The organism is Bacillus cereus group sp. BfR-BA-01311, from assembly GCF_022664295.1.
Taxonomy (GTDB): Bacteria; Bacillota; Bacilli; order Bacillales; family Bacillaceae_G; genus Bacillus_A; species Bacillus_A cereus.
Genome location: NZ_JAKUHC010000001.1, coordinates 577,531 through 594,691 on the forward strand (window position 1 = coordinate 577,531; position 17,161 = coordinate 594,691).

Consider the following 17,161-nt stretch of genomic DNA (forward strand, 5'->3'; position numbering starts at 1 on the left):
AGATGATGAGGGTGAAAACAACTAAGAAAACATATTCGTTTTTTCAGCGGATGTGGAGAATATTAAAGTTTCAATATTATAAGTTGCTTCGATCGCCAGAAGGCGCAAAGAAAGTATCGTTAGGGTTTGCTATAGGATTCGGCTTAGAAATGTTAGTCATTTATACGGCATCGCTCGTATATGTAATATTTTATCCAATCGTCAGGTTAGCAAAGGGATCTTTTCCTGCGGCAGTTATTGGCAATATTATTGGGAAAATATCGTTTCTCCCAGTATTTTTATTTCCGCTTGCGTATGCGCTAGGAAAAATGATTTATCCATTTCATGTACAGAAAATTCATCATGAACCATTTACGATATCGGACTTGTTTTCAAGTCACATTTTTACGATATTAAAGAGCTTATTACAAAGTGAAGTGTATGTATTAATTGGAATGACGATTTTAGGAGTTGTGTTTGGTCTCATTTCGTATTTCGTTGTGCATTATTTATACGAAAAGAACCGTAAGTTACGCTTGAAGAAAAGGAAGAAACGAGTGAGAGAACCACTTGTACAATTATAAACAATGTCACATCCATTTTCTCCTTTGAATATGTTTAAGAAAAAGGAGGAGAGGATAATGTATTATTATTACGTACCTCAAGTATATCCATATGTAAATTATTATCCGGTTTATGATACGAGTAGACAATACGAATTATATCGGCAACAACAATTACAGCAATTATCACAAATACCACAATTACCACAACAACAGCCTACACAGGAAAAAAAACCATATTTAACAACATGGCCATATTCCAATGTGTACTATGGTAACTATTACGAATCATAAAGCTGCTTCTATTTAGAAGCAGCTTTATACGTTTGTTTTCAAAATTAAATTTTGAATGGTTTGAAGAGAATGAATGAGCTTTTCGCGCTCTTCCTCAGATAATGTTTGGAAATTTTCTTTTAGTTTGTCTAAAATGAATTGCTGATACTGATTTACTAATAATTTCCCTTCAGCTGTTAGGGAAATTAAAATGACCCGTCGATCTTTTTCGCTATAATGACGCTCTATTAGTTCTTCTTGAATAAGTTTGTTTAATAGAGGTGTCATGTTAGGCCGTGAAATCGCTAGCCGCTTGCCGATTTCGGAAACTGCTAATGTGCCGTTTTCATGCAAAAGCAGTAATACTTGTGTATGTGATGGCGGCATATGTCTTTGAGAAGAAAATTCTCCAGGAAGCATAAATTTGCGATAAAAAAGAGGCACTAGCGAAAGAAGATGATCAACAATACGTTCCCACTCGCGTGATTCCATATAAAGGCCCCCTTCCACTATCATTGTAACAAAAAAGACATGTTATAAAAATAGAATTGTTTCATGGGAATTTTAATATTTGTAGGCCAATACTTTTTTTGTAAATGAATCGGCAATAATCGTATAGCCTTTATCATTTGGGTGTACTTGGTCAAAGAGCAATTCTTTTTTATCATTCGATATTAATTTACGAATTGGCAAAACGATAGATGGTTGATTCACTTTTGCAATGGAATAAACGGATTCATTCCAGCCGTCTAAAAACATATCTGCATAACTTGCGATGGAGTCATCGAGTTGTAACGGGTTATAGAGTTCTGAGAGAATGAGTAAAGCGTCCGGATTTTGATCTCGAACTGTCTTTACAATACTTTTTACATCCGCTTCAAAATGAGCTTTTTCTTTATTTAACATTTTTATACCATCTATAACACCAACATCACGATTTAAGCGAAATAAATTATTTCCCCCAATATTAATTGTAATGATATTTGCTGCTCTAATTTTTTGCTTTACATCTTCTGATTGAACTTTTTTAGCGAGACGATCTGTTGTAAGACCGTTTATCCCGAGGTTTTCTACCGTAATTGGTTTATGAATTTGTGCTTCTATTTGTTTAGAGGCTAATTCAGCAAATCCACCTTGTGTTGATCCATATCCTTTGGCGAGCGAATCACCTAGTACGAGATGATAAAAGGAATCGTTTGTTTGCTTATCAATCCAACTTGGAGTAGATGTTTTTTCTGTTTTTTCTTCGGGTTCATTTTGTTTTGTCTCGTCGTTCTTTTCAAAATAAGAATAAGAAATGATCAGAAGGAGGAGACAAACAATTGTTAAGATGACTTTTTTCATAAATTCATCCTCCTTGTAATTGGTAATTGTATCATATTCAGCAGTATTAGCAATGTAAGGGCATATTATATGTTTATGAAAAGTTTATAATAACTTTACAGAAAATTTGTTGAAGTTTGTCAAAAAATATTGACGATAGGAAAGAACTTTATATATGATAATGTCAGATAAGGTGAAACTTTAATTAGTGGGAGCTTTATTTCCTTTTAATTAATAGTCTTCATCAATCGGGCGTTTAAGGGGACTACTCGTTAGCGCAGGGTGAAATGAAAATTGTGTCTCTAATAGAAGAAAAAAGGTATGTGGTTAGAGACAGATAGGGATTCATTTCATTATTTCTGGTAATTGTATAAGGGGGATTTTTTGTGAAAAAGTCAAAAAAAATGCTAGCTGGAGCAACTCTTGCGATTGGTGTAATGGCACCGCAAGTAATGCCAGCAACAGCTCATGCAGATGAGAACACTGGGGAGAGTACAGTTAACTTACGAATTCTAGAAACATCAGATATTCACGTTAACTTAATGAATTACGATTATTATCAAACGAAAACAGATAATAAAGTAGGTCTTGTACAAACGGCCACACTCGTTAATAAAGCACGTGAAGAAGTGAAAAACTCTGTCCTATTTGATGATGGGGATGCATTACAAGGGACACCGCTTGGAGATTATGTAGCGAATAAAATAAAAGATCCGAAGAATCGTGTGGATCCTAGTTATACACATCCATTATATCGTGTAATGAATTTAATGAAGTATGACGTCATCTCTCTTGGGAATCATGAATTTAACTACGGTTTAGATTATTTAAAGGAAGTGACTAGTAAAACAAAAATTCCGGTTATTAACTCGAATGTCTACAGAGATGACCATGATGGTAATGATGAGAATGACGAGCATTACTTTGATAGACCATATCATATTTTAGAGAAAGAAGTAGTGGATGAAGCAGGCCAAAAACAAATAGTGAAAATTGGTGTAATGGGATTTGTTCCACCACAAATTATGAATTGGGATAAAGCGAATTTAGAAGGAAAAGTAAAAGCAAAAGATATTGTGCAAACAGCGAAAAAATTAGTTCCGGAAATGAAGGCGCAAGGTGCGGATATTATAGTTGCACTAGCGCATTCAGGTGTTGATAAGAGTGGATACAACGAAGGAATGGAAAATTCATCGTTTTATTTAGCGACAGAAGTTCCTGGCGTAAATGCAGTATTAATGGGACATTCACATACTGAAGTGAAGGATGTATTTAATGGTGTTCCAGTTGTAATGCCCGGTGTTTTTGGTAGTAACTTAGGTATTATTGATATGCAATTGAAAAAGGTAAACGGAAAATGGGAAGTGCAAAAAGATCAGTCTAAGCCGCAACTTCGTCCGATTGCTGATAGTAAAGGTAATCCGTTAGTAGAATCTGATCAAAAATTAGTTAATGAAATTAAAGATGAACATGAAAAGACAATCGAATATGTAAATACACATGTAGGTAAAACGAAAGCACCAATTAATAGTTATTTTTCATTAGTACAAGATGATCCTTCCGTACAAATTGTGACAAATGCGCAAAAATGGTATGTAGAACAAGAACTAGAAAAACCAGAATACGAAAAGATTAAAGATATTCCAGTTTTATCTGCAGGAGCACCATTTAAAGCAGGTGGCCGAAACGGTGCTACATATTATACGGATATTCCAGCTGGAACGTTAGCAATTAAAAACGTTGCAGATTTATACGTGTATCCAAACACGTTATATGCTGTAAAAGTAAATGGGGCACAAGTGAAAGAATGGCTTGAAATGTCTGCAGGTCAGTTTAATCAAATTGATCCAAAGAAAACAGAAGAACAGCCGTTAGTAAATATAGGCTATCCTACATATAACTTCGATATTTTAGATGGCTTAAAATACGAAATTGATGTAACACAACCGGCGAAATACGATAAAGATGGAAAAGTTGTAAATGCAAATGCTAATCGTATTGTAAATATGACATATGAAGGGAAGCCAGTAGCTGACAAGCAAGAGTTCATCGTCGCTACAAATAACTATCGTGGAAGTAGCCAAACGTTCCCAGGTGTAAGTAAAGGGGAAGTTGTATACCAATCACAAGATGAAACACGTCAAATTATTGTGAAGTATATGCAAAAAATAAAAGATATTGATCCAGCAGCTGATCAAAACTGGGCGTTTAAACCAATTGTTGCAGATAAATTAAATACAACATTTGATTCTTCACCAAATGCACAAAAGTATATAAAGAAAGATGGAAAGATTTCATATGTTGGACCATCTGAAAATGAATTTGCTAAATATGCAATTGATATAACGAAGAAGAATGATGATAAAGAAACTGGTGAAGGAAATCCAACGACACCGCCGAAAGGTGATGGAGAAAATCCGACGACACCGCCAACAGGTAATGGAGAAAACTCAATACCACCAACAGAAGAAGGTAATAATGGAAATGAACCAAAGCAAGATGGAAACAATACTGGATCTGGACAAACTACAACAGATGATCAAAATACAAAAGAAACAACAACAACTGTAAGTGAAAATAAAGAAGCTGAAAAAGATGAACGTGATTTACCGAAAACAGGTGCAAGTATTGCTTCTACAATTGGAGCTGGTCTTGCGTTTGTTGGAGCGGGATTACTTCTGTTATTTAGAAGAAAGAAAGCGAATAGATAGTCAAGAAATATAAAAAGGATTACCGATTTGGTAATCCTTTTTGTTATATTATGAAACTGGTACTGCTTTTTCTTTTTTCCATGAAAGACCGAATCCAGTAAAACCGACAATAATGGTTACGACTGGACATGCTAAACAGAAGATTGCGTATGGCAGGTAATCGAATGTTGGAACGCTAAGAACGTTTGTTAAGAATACGCCACTTACACCCCATGGTACGAGTGGATTAATTACTGTACCAGCATCTTCTAATACTCGTGATAAATTACGACGTTCTAAACCGACTTCATCGTATTTATTAGCAAATGCTTGTCCTGTTAAAACGATGGATAAGTACTGCTCACCAAGTAAGAAGTTTACACCAATTGCAGTTGAAGCAGTAGAAATAATTAAGCGTGTACTAGTTTTTACGAAGCTAGAGATAATATTCATCAGCTGCGCTATAATACCCATTCCTTGTAATAATCCTCCCATACAAAGAGCTAGGAAAATAAGAGCAATTGACATCATCATACTTTGCAGGCCACCGCGAGATAATAAGCTGTCAATGTCTTTGATACCAGTTTTAGAAACGTAACCGTCTTGCATAATTTTTATTAAATCAGCTAAAGAAGTGCTAGGTTTAAAAATAAAGAGAATAATAATCCCTACCACAATTCCTGCAAGTAATGTTGGAACTGCGGGTACCTTTTTAAATGCGAATAGGAACAGTAATAAAATAGGAATCAGTGTAACGATAGAAATCGTTGCATTTTTTTCTAGTGTGTTAATAAATGCTGAGAAATCAACGTTTCCACCAGATCCGCTTCCTAAAATGAAAAATGCGATAAAAGCAATAATGAAAGCTGGCACTGTTGTCCAAAGCATGTTACGAATATGTTCAAATAAATCTACACCTGTTACAGCAGGCGCTAAGTTTGTTGTATCAGATAAAGGAGACATTTTATCTCCGAAGAATGCACCAGAAATAATTGCACCAGCAATAAGAGCTGGATCGTATCCAAGGGCAGTACCCATTCCCATAAAGGCAAGTCCTACAGTTGCAGCAGTTGTAAAAGCACTACCGATACTCGTTCCAACAATTGCACAAACAACAAAAACAGTTGGAACGAAAATTTTTGGAGATACAAGTTGGAAGCCGTATACCATTAAAGTGGGAATAGTTCCAGCTGCGATCCAAACGCTAATTAATACGCCTACAAGTAAGAAAATAAATATAGATGGAATACCAGCTGAAATACTACTGATCATCCCTTTCTCCATAGTAGACCAAGAGATTTTCTTCAGGAATCCAAATGCTAATAAAAGAACGATACCAAATAAAATTGGGATGTGTGGTGAAACTTCTAATTGAATAACACTAAAACCAATACAGAAAAAGATAAAAATTGTTAAAAGAACAGACTCAATTTTTGAAACCATTGTTTTCCCCTCCTAAGTAATGTAAAATAGCTCTTTTTTATATAAAATTCGCCAATATTGTATATTTCCTTCTAAAATTTAGAATTTTGTGACAAATTACCGGTAATTGTTAGTCCTTCTATATGATACGGAAATGATTGGATAAAAAAACGTCCCTGCATATAATTATGCAGGGACGAAGAAATCGCGGTACCACCCTAGCTTGTGAAATGAATGCGTCACAAAATAAAGGGTCATATGATATGCGCTTATAAAATAAAAAACGCCCCTGCAATATATGCAGGGACGAAAAATTCGCGGTACCACCCTAAATTGTGAAACAGTGTCGTTTCACCACTCTTTAGACATAACGGTCTATAACCGTCTTTCACTACTCCTCACGTTTCGTAAAAGAAGCTCCAGGGGGTAATTCATAATTCGCTCTGTACTGGTTCGCACCGACCACCAGCTCTCTGAAATCAGAAATCGAAATACTACTAAATCCTATCAACGCCGATTCATATGATGTTAGTTAAATTTTTATCATATTTTCATCTTACATGTCAATAAAAATATTAAATGTTTTTTTAGGGAAATAAAGGATAATTGTTTTTAACGCTGTAAAAATGTACGTTATAATGAATTTGAAAGGGGGAGGAAAGAGTGAAGAAAAAAATAATTCTTTTTACCACTTTATTAGTTATTGGAGGAAGTGCTGGAATTTACACAGTTTTTGCGGCTGAATCAGAGCAGTTGAAACAAAAGCAAATACAACAGTCAGAAGTGAAGAAAGTAAAAGAAATAGAAGAGAAGAAATCAATGGAAAAAGCAGCAGAAAAACTAGGAGTTTCTACTGAGGGGAAAACAAAAGAAGAGGTTACGAAAGAAGTAAATACCGCTAGGTTTGAGAAGCGTCATGATTTATTAATTGAGCACGCTAAGCAACTTGGAATTGATACAGAGGGGAAAAAAGATGAAGAAATTATTTTAGAAATTGGAAAGATACAGCATGGAAAGTAGAACAACTTATCGTAGGATAAGTTGTTCTTTTTTAAGAACTATTTGATTTTAAAATAATTGACAGTCATTCGGATTTAATGTTAACTATATTTATAAACAAGTTAACATTAGGGGTGACAATTGTGACAATAAATAGTAGAACGATTGAAAAATCATCTTATACATATGAAGAATTAGCAGAGAAAAATAAAGCTTACGTATGGCACCCATTTACACAAATGAAAGATTATTTAGAAGAAGATCCTGTCATTATTGAACGTGGAGAGGGAAGAAAACTATACGATGTAAATGGTAATGAATATTGGGATGGTGTTTCATCTATATGGTTAAATGTTCACGGACATCAAGTACCGGAATTAGATGAAGCAATTCGTGAGCAATTAAATAAAATTGCTCATTCTACTATGTTAGGACTTGCTAACGTTCCATCTATTTTATTAGCAGAAAAAATTATTGAGGTTGTACCAGATGGATTGAAGAAGGTATTCTATTCTGATTCAGGTTCTACCGCTGTTGAAATTGCAATTAAGATGGCTTTCCAATATTGGCAGCATAAAGGGAAACCAAAGAAACAAAGATTCGTTACATTAAAAGAAGCATATCACGGTGATACAATTGGAGCTGTTTCAGTAGGAGCAATAGACTTGTTTCACCAAGTGTATAGTTCGCTCTTATTTGATGCGATTAAAATGCCGTATCCATATACATATCGTTCTCCTTACGGAAATAATAAGGAGGAAATTGTAAAAATCCATTTAGAAGAAATGGAAGAATTGTTGAAAGAAAAGCATGAAGAAGTAGCTGCCATCATTGTAGAGCCATTAATGCAAGGTGCTGGCGGAATGATTACAATGCCAAAAGGATATTTAAAAGGACTGCGCGATTTATGTACAAAGTACAATGTATTATTTATTACAGATGAGGTAGCGACTGGATTTGGGCGTACAGGGAAAATGTTTGCGTGTGAACATGAAAATGTGACACCAGACATTTTAACTGCTGGGAAAGGTTTAACAGGTGGATATTTACCAATTGCAGTTACGGTAACGACAGATGAAATATATAATGCCTTCTTAGGAGAATATGAAGAACAAAAAACATTTTTCCATGGACATAGCTACACAGGTAATCCGTTAGGGTGTGCCGTAGCAATCGCGAATCTAGAACTATATGAAAAAACAAATTTAATAGAAGAAGTGGCACGTAAAACGGATTATGTGACAGCGCAATTAGAAAAGCTCTTTGCGTATAAACATGTAGGTGATATTCGTCAGTGCGGATTAATGGTTGGTATTGAGCTTGTGAAGAATAAGGAAACGAAAGAAGCGTTTGACTGGACAGAAAGAGTCGGTGTTCAAGTATGTAAACGCTCAAGAGAGCTGGGTATGATTTTACGACCGCTAGGTAACACGATTGTATTTATGCCACCACTTGCTTCTACTTTTGAAGAGATTGATGATATGTTACGCATTTTATATAAGGCAATCTCAGATGTTACGGAGGGAGAATAATGAGTGGTTTTTTCATAACAGCAACTGATACTGAAGTTGGAAAAACAGTAGTTGCAGGTGCTATAGCAGGTGTATTTAGAGAATTAGGATATAACGTAGGGGTATATAAACCGTTACAAAGTGGGCATGTTGCATCAAACCCTGAGGGAGATGCGGCAAGGTTAAAAGCATTATCAGGTGTACCGACACCAGAAAATGAAATTTGCCCTTATTCTATTGAAGAACCACTTGCTCCGAGACTTGCCATGAAAAGAGCTGGAAGAGTAGTAAAGTTAAAAGAAATTACTGATTACTATAATGAACTATTAAAAGAGTTTAATAGCTTATTTGTAGAAGGAGCAGGTGGGCTTGCTGTCCCATATACAGAAGATGCTTTAGTAATTGATTTTGCAAAAGAATTACAGTTGCCTCTTATTGTAGTAGCTCGTCCTACATTAGGAACAGTAAATCATACAGTGTTAACGATTGCTTACGCAAAGGCGCATGGTTTAACCGTAGCGGGTGTCATTTTATCAGGTTGCAAAGAATGTGAAATGGAAAGAGTGCAAGAAAATAAAGAGATGATTGAAGAGCTGAGCGGGGTACCAGTTTTAGGATTATTGCCATTCTTTGCAGGTGAGTTTACGAAAGAAGAAGTATTAGAATCTGCAAAAGAACATATTATGATTTCAAAATTAGAGGAGTTTATCCAAAATGAATCAAACGTGGCGGGCGCACCTTCAATCTAAATTACAACAATTACATGAGCAAGGGCAGTATCGTGATTTGCATGTAACAGAGAAGGCAGAAGAGACTTGGCTTATTCAAGATAAAAAAAGGATGTTAAATTTAGCGTCAAATAATTATTTAGGGTTAGCTGGAGATGAAAGGTTAAAAGAAGCTGCTATTGCCTGTACAAAAAGATATGGAACTGGAGCGACTGCCTCTCGTCTCGTTGTAGGAAATCATCCATTATATGAAGAGGTTGAGAGAAGTATATGTGACTGGAAAGGTACTGAAAGAGCTTTAATTGTAAATAGTGGGTATACGGCAAATATAGGTGCCATATCTTCTTTAGCCTCTCGGCACGATATTGTTTTTAGTGATAAGTTAAATCACGCAAGTATTGTTGATGGGATCATATTAAGCGGGGCAGAGCATAAAAGGTATCGTCATAATGATTTGGATCATTTAGAGAAGTTGTTGAAAATGGCTTCGCCTGAAAAAAGGAAATTAATCGTAACAGATACCGTTTTTAGTATGGATGGTGATACTGCGTATTTGAGAGGTTTAGTACAGCTGAAAGAGAAATACGGGGCAATCATTATAGTCGATGAAGCACATGCGAGTGGAATATATGGAATCGGCGGAGCTGGGTTATCTCATATAGAAAAAAATCTTGCTCAAAAAATTGATATACATATGGGGACGTTTAGCAAGGCTTTAGGGTGTTATGGTGCGTATTTGACAGGTGATGAAATTTATATAGAGTATTTACAAAATATGATGAGAAGCTTTATTTTTACTACAGCTTTACCACCAAGTACGTTAGGAGCGGTGCAAAAAGCAATTGAAATTGTAAAAGAAGATAACGAAAGAAGAGAGAACCTTATAGCAAACGGAGAATACTTCAGAACTAAATTAAGGGATGCTGGTTTTGATATTGGGAATAGTTCAACTCATATTGTACCGATTGTAGTCGGTTCAAATGAACATGCTTTACGGTTTAGTAAAAGGTTACAAGAGGCAGGGATTGCGGCTATTGCAATTCGTCCGCCAACTGTGCCGGTTCATAGTTCTCGAATTCGCTTTGCAGTTACATCGCAACATACAATAGCTGATTTAAAATGGGCTATTGACCGAATTATCCACATTGCGAAAGAAGAGGAGCTTTTCGTATGAATGAGCTAAAGATTATTTTTATCCCCGGATGGGGAATGGAAGAGAATATTTGGGATTTAGTACTTCCGTATTTTAAAGGATATTCTGTTCAATGCATAGGTTGGCGTAATGTGAAAGAACGAAGTGAATTTGCGGAACGAATTATAGATGTAGCGCATAATGACAACGTAATATTGGTTGGATGGTCACTAGGAGCGTTAGCAGCAGTTGAAGCTTATAAAAAGATTCAGGCAAAAGGCATCGTATTAATTGGTGGTACTGCTAAATTTACAAATACGAGCGATTACAGTAACGGATGGAATGCTTTGCATGTAGAACGGCTGAAAAGGAATTTGGCGAGAAGGAAAGAAGATACGCTCAAGCGGTTTTATGAAAATATGTTTACGAAAGATGAGCTAAAAGAGAATAAAAACTTTGAAGACATTGTAGACCGTTTTAAAGGTGATTCTATTCAGTCTTTACAACTAGGTTTGGATTATTTAATAGAAACAGATATGAGAGAAGAACTAAAAGAAATTAAAGTACCTATACTACTTATTCACGGAGAACAGGATGTAATATGCCCATTGTCTGCGGCACGTAGTATGACGGAAAATAGCAGCAGCGAGCTGAAAGTAGTAAGTGAAGCAGGGCATGCGTTATGTGTGACGAATTTTGAATATTGCGCAAATGAGATAATTCAATTTGTAGAGGGGATACGACATGATCAACAAAACGTTACTACAAAAACGGTTTAATGGGGCAGCCGTATCTTACGATCGATATGCAAATGTACAAAAAAAGATGGCACATTCATTACTTTCAATCTTAAAGGAACGATATAGTGAAACGGCATCAATACGTATTTTAGAACTGGGATGCGGGACGGGGTATGTAACAGAGCAATTATCAAAGTTATTTCCGAAAGCACATATTACAGCAGTTGATTTTGCTGAAAGTATGATTGCGATTGCGCAAACTAGACAAAATGTAAAAAATGTAACGTTTCACTGTGAAGATATTGAGCGATTACGATTAGAAGAATCATATGATGTCATTATTTCAAATGCTACATTTCAATGGTTAAATAATTTACAACAAGTGTTAAGAAATTTATTTCAACATTTGTCTATAGATGGGATATTACTCTTTTCAACGTTTGGACATGAAACATTTCAAGAATTGCATGCTTCGTTCCAACGTGCGAAAGAAGAAAGAAATATAAAAAATGAAACATCGATTGGTCAACGTTTTTATTCAAAAGATCAGTTGCTTCATATATGTAAGATAGAAACAGGGGATGTGCATGTTTCTGAAACATGTTACATAGAGAGTTTTACAGAAGTTAAGGAGTTTCTGCATTCTATTCGAAAAGTAGGAGCAACTAATAGCAATGAAGGATCATATTGTCAAAGTCCCTCACTCTTTCGTGCGATGCTACGCATATACGAAAGAGACTTCACGGGAAATGAAGGGATAATGGCAACGTATCATGCTTTATTTATACATATAACAAAAGAGGGGAAGAGATGAAATGAAACAAGTACAAACAAAAAGGGATTGGAAAAAACTTGCATACGACGTAGTGGAAGAGAAGATGATTACGAAAGAAGATGCAATAGCGATATTAGAAGCTGATGATACAGAAGTTTTAGAAATTATGAATGCAGCTTACATCATTCGCCATCATCACTTTGGTAAGAAAGTAAAATTGAATATGATTATTAATACGAAATCTGGATTATGTCCTGAAGATTGTGGATATTGCTCACAGTCTATTATTTCAGAAGCACCGATTGATAAATATGCATGGTTAACGCAGGAGAAGATTGTAGAAGGGGCACATGAAGCAATACGCCGTAAAGCAGGTACATATTGTATTGTAGCGTCTGGTCGTCGTCCGACGGATAAAGAGGTAAATCACGTAATTGGAGCAGTTAAGGAAATTCGTGAAACGACAGACTTGAAGATTTGTTGTTGTTTAGGTTTCTTAAATGAAGATCAAGCAGGACGTTTAGCGGAAGCAGGCGTGCATCGTTATAACCACAACTTAAATACACATGCAAATAATTACGATAGTATTTGTTCAACTCATACGTATGATGATCGTGTTGATACAGTTCAAAAAGCAAAACAAGCGGGCATTTCCCCATGCTCGGGAGCGATTTTTGGCATGGGAGAAACAATTGAAGAGCGTGCTGAAATTGCATTTGAATTACAACGTATAGATGCAGATTCTATCCCTTGTAATTTCCTTGTTGCTGTAAAGGGGACACCTCTTGAAGGACAAAAAGAGTTAACTCCAGTAGAATGTTTAAAAGTACTGGCAATGATGCGTTTTGTAAACCCAACAAAAGAAATTCGTATTTCAGGAGGACGTGAAATCAATTTACGTTCTGTACAGCCAATCGGTTTATTTGCAGCAAATTCTATTTTTGTCGGGGACTACTTAACGACAGCTGGACAAGAGCCGACTGCAGACTGGGGTATGATTGCAGATTTAGGATTTGAGATTGAAGAGTGTGCATTATAAGATAGATGAAAAAGCAAACTTGTAAAAGGGTTTGCTTTTTTTGTAAATAAAATGTAATAAATAGTTGTGAACGCCTGTTACTATTGGTTTTTGAACGAAAAAAAGAATTTTTGTGAACGAATTTTCCAAGCCCTAGTTGTACATAGTAAATATGTAATTTATATTGGGTTGGAGGATTTTACATGTACAAATACATATTAGCGATTATGACTTGTTTAATTTTAATAAAAGCAATAAGTTCTGATCCAGTTAAGGCTGCTGAAAATCCTGAACAAAAAGAGATGCAACAAAGAATCGAACAACACTTTCGAACGAAAGCTGAACATTTTGGATTGAAAACGGAAGGAAAAGATTTAAAGGAAGTTAGAAAAGAAATTACTATTATAGAAGAAGCGAAAAAAAGAGAGAATGTATGGAGAACAGCACAAGCTCTTCATATAAAAACAGAAGGAAAAACGATGAATGAATTAATAAAAGATGTACAAAAAAAGGTGAAAAAATAAAAAGAGGCCGTAGCCTCTTTTTTTATACCCATTGTTTTGATAAGTGAGCCATTTCAATTGCAGCAACAGCTGATTCATATCCTTTATTACCAGCTTTCGTACCTGCGCGTTCAATCGCTTGTTCAATTGTTTCTGTCGTTAATACGCCGAAAATAACTGGGATGTCCATTTGTAGTGATAAAGACGCAACACCTTTTGCTACTTCATTACAAACGTAATCGTAGTGAGTTGTAGCACCTCGGATTACAGTACCTAATGTAATAACAGCATCATACTTTCCGCTACTAGCCATCTTTTTAGCGATTAAAGGAATTTCAAATGCACCAGGAACCCAAGCAACATCAATATCATTTTCTTCTACACCGTGACGCTTTAATCCGTCTAAAGCGCCGCCAAGTAACTTACTTGTAATAAATTCGTTAAAACGTCCAACAACAACTCCAACTTTTAATCCTGTACCAACTAAATGACCTTCGAATACCATAATAAATCTCTCCTTTAATTATAAGTTTAGTAAGTGTCCTAATTTGTTTACTTTCGTTTGTAAATACGATTTATTCTCTTCTTTTGCTGGCATTTGCAACGGTACACGCTCGACTACTTCTAAATCGTAACCTTGTAAGCCAGCAATTTTTCTTGGGTTATTCGTTAATAATCGTAAACTTTGTAAACCTAAATCTTTTAATATTTGTGCTCCGATACCGTAATCACGAAGATCAGCAGGGAAGCCGAGTTTTTCATTTGCTTCTACAGTATCGAATCCTTCTTCTTGTAATTTATAAGCACGAAGCTTATTAAGAAGCCCAATGCCTCTTCCTTCTTGTCTCATATAAAGAAGAACACCTTTTCCTTCACGCTCAATTTGAGCAAGTGCTGCATGGAGTTGTGGTCCGCAATCGCAGCGATGTGAACCGAATACATCTCCTGTTAAGCATTCAGAATGAACACGCACAAGTACCGGTTCACCTATTGAAATATCACCTTTTACAAGTGCGATATGTTCTTTCGTATCTAATGAGTTAGAATAGCCAATTGCGTGGAAAGTACCGAAATCTGTAGGTAATGTAATTTCCACCTCTCTCGTCACAAGTGTTTCATGATGGCGGCGGTAAGCAATTAAATCTTCTATTGTAATCATTTTTATATCAAATTGTTTTGCGCATTCTATTAAATCAGGTACACGTGCCATCGTGCCGTCCTCATTTATAATCTCGCAAATAACTCCAGCTGGTTCGGCACCGCATAGCTTCGCTAAATCAACAGCAGCTTCTGTATGACCTGCACGACGCAGGACACCGCCTTCTTTCGCAATTAATGGAAAGATATGTCCAGGTCGATTGAAATCAGCGCCTTTTGATGCGGGGTTTAACAATTCTTGTATCGTAGTTGCACGTTCGTGAGCGCTAATCCCTGTTGTTGTAGAAACATGGTCAATGCTCACTGTAAACGCAGTATGATGTGAATCTGTATTATGAGATACCATTGGTTCTAATTGTAGACGTTCTGCGTACCCTGCTGTAATCGGTACACAAACGAGACCACGGCCATGTGTAATCATAAAATTAATTGTTTCTGGTGTAATGTACTCTGCTAAAGCAATAAAATCGCCTTCATTTTCTCGGTTTTCATCATCACATACGATAACGACTTTACCTTGTTTTAAATCTTCTAGAGCTTCTTCAATACGATGAAACATTGTGCTTCCCCCTTATAGAAATCCGTTTTCTTGTAAAAAGCTTTCAGTCATTGAACCTACTCGTTTTGTAGGTTTAGTAATAAAGCGTTCGATATATTTACCAATCATGTCACACTCAATGTTTACGATATCTCCGGCATTTTTTTCTCCAATGACAGATTCGCTTACTGTGTGCGGGATGAGTGAAATCGTTATGGAAGATTCGTCTATATCAAATATCGTTAAACTCGTTCCATCAACAGCAATGGACCCTTTCTGCAAACAATAGCGCAGCAGTTCATCAGAAATTGCTATTTTGTAATAGACGGCATTGTAATGTTGTTTTTTATTTAAAATCGTTCCGATGCCATCAATATGTCCTGAAACGAAATGTCCACCGAATCGTCCATTTGCAGCCATTGCTCGCTCTAAATTTACTTTAGAGTGCGGTTTAAGCATGCGAAGTGATGTCGACTGCATCGTTTCAGGCATTGCATCAACTGTAAATGAAGTAGTTGTAAAGCTTGTTACAGTTAAGCAAATACCGTTAACCGCGATACTATCACCTAAGTGAACATCTAATAAAATTTTCTTTGCATGAATCGTTAATTTCATCGCTTCTCCGCTTTGTTGCATGTTTGCTATCGTTCCTAATTCTTCTACAATTCCTGTAAACATTTCGTCACCTCGTTTCGGGCATTCGCAACGATTTTTATATCATCACCAATTTGTTTCATCTCTTGAATTTTCAAGGAAAGCGCATTTTGTAATTTTGAAAAACCATTTCCTCCAAATAAAGTAGGAGCATCTTTCCCACCAATTAATTTCGGGCTTATATAGGTTACAATTTCATTAAAATTGTTTGTTTTTAAGAAACTTGCATGAATCGATTGGCCACCTTCAACGAATAGAGAAAGAATTTGTTTCTCTCCAAGAAAGGAAAGAAGGTCCGCGATTTCTATATGTTTCGTTTCCATTTGGAATATAGCTATATTTTTAGATTCATAAGAAGATATCTTCTCTTCCTTTACATCCTTACCGACAATAATCCATGTCGGTGCTAAACCATCTGTTATAACATGAGAAGATGGTGGCGTTCGTAAATGGGTATCTAAAACAACGCGAATAGGATGTTTCCCACCATTTGTAATTCTTGTTGTTAAATGAGGATTATCAGCTATAACTGTATTCACTCCAACAAGAATTGCATCATGTGTATGGCGATATTGGTGAACATCAGCACGTGCTTCTTCACCTGTAATCCACTTACTTTCACCAGTTACAGTTGCTGTTTTTCCATCTAAGCTCATCGCTGTTTTGATTGTTACAAAAGGGCGCTTCGTTTTCATGTAGTGAAAAAAGTAGCGATTTAATAAAACTGCTTCTGCTTCAAGAACACCGGTCGTTACTTCAATTCTAGCTTCCTCTAATCTTCTTTTTCCGTTACCAGAAACGAGCGGATTACAATCGAGAGTAGCAATTACAACACGCTTAACTCCTTTTTCGATGAGCAATTCACAACAAGGTGGTGTTTTTCCAAAGTGGCTACACGGTTCCAGTGTTACATAAACGGTAGCGTCTTTGGCGTTCTGACCAGCCATTTGAAGGGCATGAACTTCTGCGTGTTCTTCACCAGCTCGTAAATGAGCCCCCATACCAACGATGTTTCCATCTTTTACAACAACAGCACCAACCATAGGATTTGGACTTGTTTGTCCTGATGTCCCTTCTGCTAACTGCAGGGCAATCCTCATATATTCTTGATCTGTCATTTTCTTCACCTCTCCTAAAAAAATCAAAAAACCCCAA

Annotated in this window: 18 protein-coding genes and 1 other annotated feature; of the genes, 11 read left to right on the forward strand and 7 right to left on the reverse strand. The window is 36.1% G+C overall.

What is annotated here, in order from left to right; all coding sequences use genetic code 11:
* Positions 1 to 2 precede the first annotated feature (2 nt).
* Positions 3 to 563 carry a DUF2062 domain-containing protein gene (locus tag MR136_RS03110; RefSeq protein ID WP_002005691.1) on the forward strand — a complete coding sequence of 187 codons (561 nt, stop codon included), beginning with the start codon at positions 3 to 5 and terminating at the stop codon, positions 561 to 563.
* 57 nt (positions 564 to 620) lie between these two features.
* Positions 621 to 836 carry a hypothetical protein gene (locus MR136_RS03115; protein WP_000291956.1) on the forward strand — a complete coding sequence of 72 codons (216 nt, stop codon included), beginning with the start codon at positions 621 to 623 and terminating at the stop codon, positions 834 to 836.
* Between the two features lie 24 nt (positions 837 to 860).
* Here MR136_RS03115 and MR136_RS03120 read toward each other — a convergent pair whose 3' ends face one another.
* Positions 861 to 1,307, reverse strand: coding sequence for a MarR family winged helix-turn-helix transcriptional regulator (locus MR136_RS03120; RefSeq protein WP_000445819.1), 447 nt, complete (start codon positions 1,305 to 1,307; stop codon positions 861 to 863).
* Positions 1,308 to 1,379: 72 nt separating this feature from the next.
* Positions 1,380 to 2,159 (reverse strand): GDSL-type esterase/lipase family protein, encoded by a 780-nt coding sequence (locus tag MR136_RS03125; RefSeq protein WP_017673575.1) that lies wholly within the window; start codon positions 2,157 to 2,159, stop codon positions 1,380 to 1,382.
* Between the two features lie 365 nt (positions 2,160 to 2,524).
* Between MR136_RS03125 and cpdB the strand changes: the two genes are divergently transcribed.
* Entirely contained in the window at positions 2,525 to 4,849 is a 2,325-nt protein-coding gene (gene cpdB / locus MR136_RS03130) for a bifunctional 2',3'-cyclic-nucleotide 2'-phosphodiesterase/3'-nucleotidase (RefSeq protein ID WP_017673576.1), read from the forward strand.
* 48 nt (positions 4,850 to 4,897) lie between these two features.
* Here the strand turns inward: cpdB and nhaC are convergent, their stop codons facing one another.
* Entirely contained in the window at positions 4,898 to 6,271 is a 1,374-nt protein-coding gene (gene nhaC, locus MR136_RS03135) for a Na+/H+ antiporter NhaC (protein ID WP_000253730.1), read from the reverse strand.
* Between the two features lie 278 nt (positions 6,272 to 6,549).
* Positions 6,550 to 6,770, reverse strand: a binding site (T-box leader).
* Between the two features lie 143 nt (positions 6,771 to 6,913).
* On the opposite strand from nhaC, the gene MR136_RS03140 reads away from it, so the two are divergent.
* The 8 genes from MR136_RS03140 (at position 6,914) to MR136_RS03175 (ending at position 13,677) form a co-directional block, all read left to right on the forward strand.
* On the forward strand, positions 6,914 to 7,270 hold the full coding sequence (locus MR136_RS03140) for a hypothetical protein (protein ID WP_000726905.1): 357 nt from the start codon (positions 6,914 to 6,916) through the stop codon (positions 7,268 to 7,270).
* Positions 7,271 to 7,347: 77 nt separating this feature from the next.
* Entirely contained in the window at positions 7,348 to 8,781 is a 1,434-nt protein-coding gene (gene bioA, locus MR136_RS03145; protein ID WP_048655595.1) for an adenosylmethionine--8-amino-7-oxononanoate transaminase, read from the forward strand.
* Positions 8,781 to 9,509, forward strand: a complete 729-nt coding sequence (gene bioD / locus MR136_RS03150) for a dethiobiotin synthase (protein WP_000012470.1) — start codon at positions 8,781 to 8,783, stop codon at positions 9,507 to 9,509. Before bioA ends, bioD begins: the two co-directional genes overlap by 1 nt.
* On the forward strand, positions 9,475 to 10,662 hold the full coding sequence (bioF, locus tag MR136_RS03155) for an 8-amino-7-oxononanoate synthase (RefSeq protein WP_061457692.1): 1,188 nt from the start codon (positions 9,475 to 9,477) through the stop codon (positions 10,660 to 10,662). Before bioD ends, bioF begins: the two co-directional genes overlap by 35 nt.
* Positions 10,659 to 11,399 carry an alpha/beta fold hydrolase gene (locus tag MR136_RS03160; protein ID WP_017673582.1) on the forward strand — a complete coding sequence of 247 codons (741 nt, stop codon included), beginning with the start codon at positions 10,659 to 10,661 and terminating at the stop codon, positions 11,397 to 11,399. The genes bioF and MR136_RS03160 overlap by 4 nt, the downstream gene beginning before the upstream one ends.
* Entirely contained in the window at positions 11,365 to 12,174 is an 810-nt protein-coding gene (gene bioC / locus MR136_RS03165; RefSeq protein ID WP_000608911.1) for a malonyl-ACP O-methyltransferase BioC, read from the forward strand. The genes MR136_RS03160 and bioC overlap by 35 nt, the downstream gene beginning before the upstream one ends.
* Before the next feature lies 1 nt (position 12,175).
* Positions 12,176 to 13,174 (forward strand): biotin synthase, encoded by a 999-nt coding sequence (bioB, locus tag MR136_RS03170; protein WP_000815856.1) that lies wholly within the window; start codon positions 12,176 to 12,178, stop codon positions 13,172 to 13,174.
* 182 nt (positions 13,175 to 13,356) lie between these two features.
* On the forward strand, positions 13,357 to 13,677 hold the full coding sequence (locus MR136_RS03175; protein WP_000280032.1) for a hypothetical protein: 321 nt from the start codon (positions 13,357 to 13,359) through the stop codon (positions 13,675 to 13,677).
* A 22-nt stretch (positions 13,678 to 13,699) separates the two neighbouring features.
* Here MR136_RS03175 and ribH read toward each other — a convergent pair whose 3' ends face one another.
* Genes ribH through ribD form a run of 4 tightly spaced genes read right to left on the reverse strand, consistent with a single transcriptional unit; the run spans position 13,700 to position 17,124 of the window.
* The gene (gene ribH / locus MR136_RS03180; RefSeq protein ID WP_017673584.1) at positions 13,700 to 14,161 is read right to left on the reverse strand and encodes a 6,7-dimethyl-8-ribityllumazine synthase; all 462 of its coding nucleotides are present in this window, start codon (positions 14,159 to 14,161) and stop codon (positions 13,700 to 13,702) included.
* Positions 14,162 to 14,179: 18 nt separating this feature from the next.
* Positions 14,180 to 15,373 carry a bifunctional 3,4-dihydroxy-2-butanone 4-phosphate synthase/GTP cyclohydrolase II gene (ribBA, locus tag MR136_RS03185; RefSeq protein WP_000468981.1) on the reverse strand — a complete coding sequence of 398 codons (1,194 nt, stop codon included), beginning with the start codon at positions 15,371 to 15,373 and terminating at the stop codon, positions 14,180 to 14,182.
* 12 nt (positions 15,374 to 15,385) lie between these two features.
* On the reverse strand, positions 15,386 to 16,030 hold the full coding sequence (gene ribE / locus MR136_RS03190) for a riboflavin synthase subunit alpha (RefSeq protein WP_061457691.1): 645 nt from the start codon (positions 16,028 to 16,030) through the stop codon (positions 15,386 to 15,388).
* Positions 16,012 to 17,124, reverse strand: coding sequence for a bifunctional diaminohydroxyphosphoribosylaminopyrimidine deaminase/5-amino-6-(5-phosphoribosylamino)uracil reductase RibD (gene ribD / locus MR136_RS03195; protein ID WP_061457689.1), 1,113 nt, complete (start codon positions 17,122 to 17,124; stop codon positions 16,012 to 16,014). The genes ribE and ribD overlap by 19 nt, the downstream gene beginning before the upstream one ends.
* Between the last annotated feature and the right edge of the window lie 37 nt (positions 17,125 to 17,161).